The organism is Paraburkholderia sp. GAS41 (assembly GCF_050436545.1).
Classification (GTDB): domain Bacteria; phylum Pseudomonadota; class Gammaproteobacteria; order Burkholderiales; family Burkholderiaceae; genus Paraburkholderia.
On the sequence record NZ_JBNDMK010000033.1, the window covers coordinates 71,665 to 77,928 of the forward strand.

Here is a 6,264-nt window from a genome sequence, read left to right on the forward strand (position 1 = left end):
TCGACACCGCCCGCGGCCTAGGATGACGTCACCATCCGCAGATTGGCACCCAGGAGCACATCATGCAAAGTCGAAGAAGCTTTCTGTTCGCAGGCGGCACGGCTGTGGCGGCGCTGGCCGCTGTGAGCCACTGGCCTAAACTGGCCATGGCCCAGACGAATGCTGCGAAGCCGGCCGCCAGCTTCGAATTTACCCGCACCGACGCGCAATGGCATCAGTTGCTGAGTCCGGCACAGTACACGGTTTTGCGCGAAGAAGGCACCGAGCGTCCCTTCACGAGTCCCCTGAACGACGAACATCGCAACGGTGTGTTTGCCTGTGCCGGCTGCCAGCTCAATCTGTTTTCGTCACACACGAAGTTCGATAGCCACACCGGCTGGCCAAGCTTCTGGGCGCCGCTCGACCGCGCCGTGGCGACGCGCAACGACAGTTCGTTCGGCATGTCGCGCACGGAAGTGCATTGCCGGCGCTGCGGCGGCCATCTCGGTCACGTGTTCGACGACGGCCCGAAGCCGACCGGTCTACGTTATTGCATGAACGGGCTGGCGATGAACTTTACGCCCGCCGCCACCTGACTCCAGCCGCTCCGACATAAGCTTAGATAACCAGGAACAGCCATGTTACTCATCGTTCTCGCCTACCTCGGCGGCGCCCTGACGATCCTCAGTCCGTGCATTCTGCCCGTGCTGCCGTTCGTCTTTGCGCGCGCCGATCAGCCGTTCGTGCGCAGCGGCTTGCCGCTGCTGGCCGGCATGGCGCTCACGTTCGCACTCGTGGCGACGCTCGCCGCCGTGGGTGGCGGCTGGGTCACGCAAGCCAACCAGTACGGCCGCTGGCTCGCCATTGCACTGCTCGCCGTGTTCGGCCTGACGCTGCTGTTTCCGCGCTTCGCCGATCATCTGATGCGTCCGCTCGTGAGCGCCGGGAATCGTCTGTCGAATTTTGCCCAGGCCGACGGGCAACAGGTGCGCGCGGGATCGTCGTTTCTGTTGGGCATCGCCACGGGTCTGCTGTGGGCGCCCTGCGCCGGCCCGATCCTCGGTTTGGTGCTGACCGGTGCCGCGTTGCGCGGCGCAAGTGTCGGCACGACGCTGCTGCTGGTCGCCTATGCGGCCGGCGCGGCGACTTCGCTTGCCGTCGCGCTGCTGATTGGCGGCCGGGTGTTCACCGCGATGAAGCGCTCGCTCGGCGCGGGAGAATGGATCCGCCGCGGCATCGGCGCAGCGATGCTGGCCGGTGTGGTCGCGATTTCGTTCGGGCTGGACACGGGCGTGCTGGCGCGCGTGTCGACGGTGGCAACGGGTGGCATCGAGCAAAAGCTGGTTGAACGGTTGTCGCCGGCTGCGACGCCGACCGCTGCCGGCAGCGGATCCGCTTCGAATACCACAGCAAATACTGTGGCAAATACGGCGGCAGCCGCGCCCGACGCAAGCGGTGCGATGATGGCTGCGGCCAACCCCGCCGCCGCTTCAGACGCCGTCATGTCCGCGTCCGATACGAGCGCTGCCGGTGCCGGCGGCGCCATGATGGCCGTGGCGTCGGGTGGCATGATGCGCGCGTCGCAAGGCGCAAACGACAACGCACCGCCGTTGCCTGTCGAAGGCCAATTGCCGTCGCTGAACGGCGCCGTTCAGTGGCTCAACTCGCCGCCGCTGACGGCGCAGAGCTTGCGCGGCAAGGTGGTGCTGATCGATTTCTGGACCTACTCGTGCATCAACTGCCTGCGTTCGCTGCCCTACGTCAAAGCGTGGGCGGATAAATACAAGGATCAGGGACTCGTCGTGATCGGCGTGCATGCACCGGAATTCGCGTTCGAGCGCAATGTCGACAACGTGAAGAAGGCGACGCATGACCTCGGGATCGACTATCCGGTGGCGGTCGACAACAACTACGCCATCTGGCGCTCGCTGAACAACGAGTACTGGCCGGCACATTACTTCGTCGATGCTCAGGGTCGAATCCGCTACCACCATTTCGGCGAAGGCGACTATGCGCAGTCGGAGAAGGTCATTCAGCAACTGCTGGCAGAAGCCGGCCATGCAAACGCAGAGAAGGTTCCGACGGGATTGACCAGCGCCAGTGTCCAGGGTGTGGAAGCCGCTGCAGACAACAATGACATGCAGTCGCCGGAAACGTATGTCGGCTACGCGCGCGCCGAAAACTTCACCTCGCCCGGCGGCGAGACAGAGGACAAGGTGCACACCTATGCCGCGCCGATCCAGCCCGCGCTCAACGACTGGGGCCTCACCGGCAAATGGAATGTCGGCGCCGAACACGCCACGCTGGCGGCGGCGTCCGGCGGCATCGTCTACCGTTTCCATGCGCGCGATCTGCACCTGGTGCTGGGCCCAACCAGGGACGGCAAACCCGTGCGTTTTCGCGTCAGCATCGACGGCGCCGCGCCCGGTGCCTCGCACGGCAGCGACGTAGCCGCCGACGGCACGGGCACGGTGACCGGCGTACGGCTCTATCAACTGGTGCGGCAATCCGGTGAGGTGAAGGATCACACCTTCTCGATCGAGTTTCTGGACCCAGGCGTCGAGGCTTATTCATTCACGTTCGGCTGATGCCGGGCGCAACGTCGAAACGTTCGAATTACCCATCACTTAAGGGACTGACAATCGTGAACACAATCTCTAGCAAGGTGTCTTCTTTGCGCAAGCGCTCACGCCTCGCCAAGCTGGCGGGGGTCGTCGCACTCGCAGTGGGTGCGATCGCACTGCAACGTGTCGCCGTCTCAGCCGAAGCGGCGACGCAGATTCCCGCGCCGGCTCAGGACGAGAAAGTCGGCGCAACCCATAGCGAAACCGCCGTGTTCGCCGGCGGCTGCTTTTGGGGCGTGCAGGGCGTTTTCGAACACGTGCGCGGAGTGAAACAGGTGGCGGCTGGTTACTCGGGCGGCGCCGCGAACACCGCGCAATATGACACCGTGGAAGAAGGCGACACCGGTCACGCTGAATCCGTGCAGATCACGTACGATCCGACGCAGATTACCTATGGGCGTCTGCTGCAGATTTTCTTCTCGGTCGCGCATAACCCGACGGAGCTGAACTACCAGGGCCCGGATCACGGCACGCAATATCGTTCAGCTGTGTTCGCGGAGAATGCGGAGCAGCGCAGCGTCGCGCAGGCGTATATTGCGCAACTCGACAAGGCACATGTGTTTTCACGCCCTGTGGTCACTCAGGTAGAAGCGTTCAAGGGCTTTTATCCGGCCGAAAGTTACCACCAGAACTATCTGGTGCTTCATCCGGATGCCCCGTACATCGCAATTAACGACTTGCCGAAGGTGAGCGACCTGAAGCGGATGTTTCCCGATCTCTACCGCAACGATCCGGTATTGTTGAAGGTCGCAGCATCGTAAACACAAGGCCCCTTATGACAACACCGACTCACGCGAATGTCCTGCTCTTTTCGTACGGGACGTTGCAGGACAAAGCCGTTCAACTTGCCAACTTTGGCCGTGAATTGAATGGACGCGCCGACTCGATGTTGGGCTATGAGCAAACGTGGGTGGAAATCGTCGATCCGCAGGTGCTTGCGACCAGCGGCAAGACGCATCATCCCATCATCGAACCCGGCACCGATCCGAGCCAGGAAATTGCCGGCATGGTCTTCGAGATCACGCCGGAGGAACTGGAAGCGGCCGACCGGTACGAAGTGTCCGACTATAAGCGTGTCAGCGTAACGCTTAAATCCGGCGCGCAGGCGTGGGTGTACGTCAGCGCCTAGCCGTCATTTGCGCCGGATTTGCCCGCAGTTATTTCGCGAGCAGGTCTGGCGATCATTCCTTCCTGCCGCATCAACGTACCGGGCAAATGCACCCAGCCAGGGATCATGCGCGCCCTGCCACTGCATGAAAGCCAATGGAAAGACCTGCCCGGCTCGCGGAAGAAATTCAGGCGACCGTGCTAGCATTTCTGCTGTGCTCGCTGCGGGTGCGTCGAGCGGTTTACAGTTGTTGTGTCTGGAGAGTGTTGTGGCAATCGAGCATCGTGGCTTTCGAGTAAATGTTGATGTAACGCCGGATGAATTGGGCGTGCAGTGGGTGTGTCGCGCCGTGATTGAACGAATTGATGGGGACAGCGCGAAAGGCGCGCCCGAGAGCCCCGAGTTGACCATTCCTCGCGTCAAGATCGACCCTCTGATGGCAATGAGCTCGCTCGAGCATCGCGCCGTCGCCCTGATCGACGACTTCTACGAGCAAGGTCACGCCGTGGCGTGATCGTGCTGTCCAGGCTTTGAGAAATCCTTCTGGCAACCGGGGAGCATCACTATCGGCACTGCCCGGTGCCAGATCCAGGATGGTTTGCCAAAGTGCATTGAGCAATGCGTCAGCATCAAATGATGGAAACGCATTTGCGCCGCCCAAATTCTGCGTCCTCAAATCGTGACTCTGTCTACCCCGCACATTAATCGTGCGTGCCCGGCAGGCGCGTCTAGTGAATCGCTGTCTCATTCATTGCCGAACAATATCTTTACTGACGCAGCAATTGAGCCTCTGCCAGTCAATGGCCGTGGCGGCTTCATTGTTATTTTTAATTTGCCTCGAAAAGCATTTCTTCGACCTTCGTCTAAACCACGAAGCTGGAATTATTTTCTGCATCAGACTTTGCGCGCAAACGTTGTCGTATGGACAACCGGTAAAATTGTCTCTTACTGGAATAGAAAAGAAACACTAGAATCACCTCTTATGCGCGCGGCATGAAGCTGCTGAGCCTACCCGGTGGAGGCTTCTTGCACGCTGTGCATGCATCGATCATCCGATTTGTCTGAAGAGAAACGGGTGTCGGTGTGTTTTAGAAATTACCAAGAACCTGAGAGAGTCGAAAAATTGTGTTCCCGTTGGGTGCGCAATTGCCGAATCACAATTCCGGTGTCGATGCTAAATCGAAACCGTGGAGGACCGAGCGTCGGAGTTTATCCGGCGTCATCGCATCTGATTTGGTGACAGATATAGAAGATCCCCGTATCTAGAGGATTACACGTGCTAGCTATTCCACTTTCCGACGAAGACTGGTCACGCGTCTCACCGTTGCTCGTTGAACCCGCCTGTTCGCGAACAGGCCGCCCGAGATCCGACCCGCGTCAGTTGCTAAACGGCATTCTGTGGGTATTGGTGAACGGAGAAAAATGGCATCACCTTCCGTCGACATTTCCCCCGCAACAGACTTGCTATGCCAGGTGGCTCAAGTGGAAACGCGACGGTATCATGCTCTCGATCTTGAGCGAGCTTGAACTGGATTGCATCGCAACGCGGACGGTCGCAGGGGCGAGTGCAGGGATAGTCGATTGCTGCTGAGGGTTCGTCCTCACCAGCGCTAACGGCGGACGATCCGGCCGCCTATCGCTCACTGGAGCGTGCAAGAGGGCTTCCCGCAAACGGGTCCTTGTCCCAATCGACCGCTCGTTTGGCAGGAGCCTTGTCCGCCACTTTGGGTGACAGCGCAAAATGCTCAATGGATTGCCCTGCGCTAATGGCCTGCTTCAGCCATTGAGGCATCTCCCCTTCGCCGGACCACGTCTCGCCCGTTACGTCACGATAACGGGCGTTGGCCTTTTCCGATTCGTCGCTAGCCAGGGCTGAAGCCAGCATGTCTGGCGTAATGCCAAATTCTTCCATGCGGTGGCGGAGGTAAGCAATCATGCTGTCTCGCTTCCTTTCGTCCATAAAGTAACCCGTCCTTAATATGAATCTTGTGGCTTTCCGTCGAGCATTGTTTGCTCGATATTCGGCGAATGCGTTGGATGAGTGCCGTCGCAATTGCCGGCGGCGATAGGTCGATACATCTGCGGAAATGCTCGCTGGTCAAATCAGGTTGGGTAGCCCCAGAGCTTGCGGAACGACCTGTCCCCCAATGAAATCCTGTCATGCTTACCGCGACGGCAAGCGACTGAGCCAGCGCTCCGCAATACAGCTGGCGGCGCTGAGTCAGTGTTACGGTCGCAATTGAAAAGATAGTGCAGAAAATGGAGCGATTTCAAGCGGCTGGTCTGATTTGCACGCTCCGTTGCCGAAGTCTCGTGCAGGCCAGTGCTTTCGCGTTATTTCCACATGATAGCGCAATGTCCGGGTAGCGTCGCATACGCATCAATTTGGCCGGACTGCGGGCAGCGTGCACGATTCGTTTTAGCTCTGATATGTGCAGATCGCCGGGTGCGATGAAGCCGCGTAAACGCAGAAACCCCACCTTGTGGGGTGGGGTTTCTGTTGCTGCTAGGGAGCCTGACGATTACCTACTTTCACACGGGTAATCCGCACTA

At 59.6% G+C, this 6,264-nt stretch carries 7 protein-coding genes; 6 read left to right on the forward strand and 1 reads right to left on the reverse strand.

Translation table 11 applies throughout. The annotated features are described in order from the left end of the window. The first annotated feature begins 62 nt into the window (after positions 1–62). From msrB to P3T43_RS31945, 6 genes are all read left to right on the forward strand, one after another. Positions 63–575: a peptide-methionine (R)-S-oxide reductase MsrB gene (gene msrB / locus P3T43_RS31920; RefSeq protein ID WP_429284984.1), complete on the forward strand. Its 513-nt coding sequence runs from the start codon at positions 63–65 to the stop codon at positions 573–575. A 42-nt stretch (positions 576–617) separates the two neighbouring features. Next, positions 618–2,567 carry a cytochrome c biogenesis protein DipZ gene (locus tag P3T43_RS31925; RefSeq protein ID WP_429284985.1) on the forward strand — a complete coding sequence of 650 codons (1,950 nt, stop codon included), beginning with the start codon at positions 618–620 and terminating at the stop codon, positions 2,565–2,567. A gap of 77 nt (positions 2,568–2,644) precedes the next feature. After that, entirely contained in the window at positions 2,645–3,364 is a 720-nt protein-coding gene (gene msrA / locus P3T43_RS31930) for a peptide-methionine (S)-S-oxide reductase MsrA (RefSeq protein WP_429284996.1), read from the forward strand. Positions 3,365–3,378: 14 nt separating this feature from the next. After that, a complete protein-coding gene (locus P3T43_RS31935; protein WP_429284986.1) occupies positions 3,379–3,732 on the forward strand; it encodes a gamma-glutamylcyclotransferase family protein in 354 nt (117 codons plus the stop codon). Between the two features lie 247 nt (positions 3,733–3,979). After that, positions 3,980–4,225, forward strand: a complete 246-nt coding sequence (locus P3T43_RS31940) for a hypothetical protein (protein WP_429284987.1) — start codon at positions 3,980–3,982, stop codon at positions 4,223–4,225. A 762-nt stretch (positions 4,226–4,987) separates the two neighbouring features. After that, the gene (locus P3T43_RS31945) at positions 4,988–5,302 is read left to right on the forward strand and encodes a transposase (protein ID WP_429284988.1); all 315 of its coding nucleotides are present in this window, start codon (positions 4,988–4,990) and stop codon (positions 5,300–5,302) included. A 42-nt stretch (positions 5,303–5,344) separates the two neighbouring features. Here the strand turns inward: P3T43_RS31945 and P3T43_RS31950 are convergent, their stop codons facing one another. Then, positions 5,345–5,671, reverse strand: coding sequence for an H-NS family nucleoid-associated regulatory protein (locus P3T43_RS31950; protein WP_429284989.1), 327 nt, complete (start codon positions 5,669–5,671; stop codon positions 5,345–5,347). Positions 5,672–6,264 lie beyond the last annotated feature (593 nt).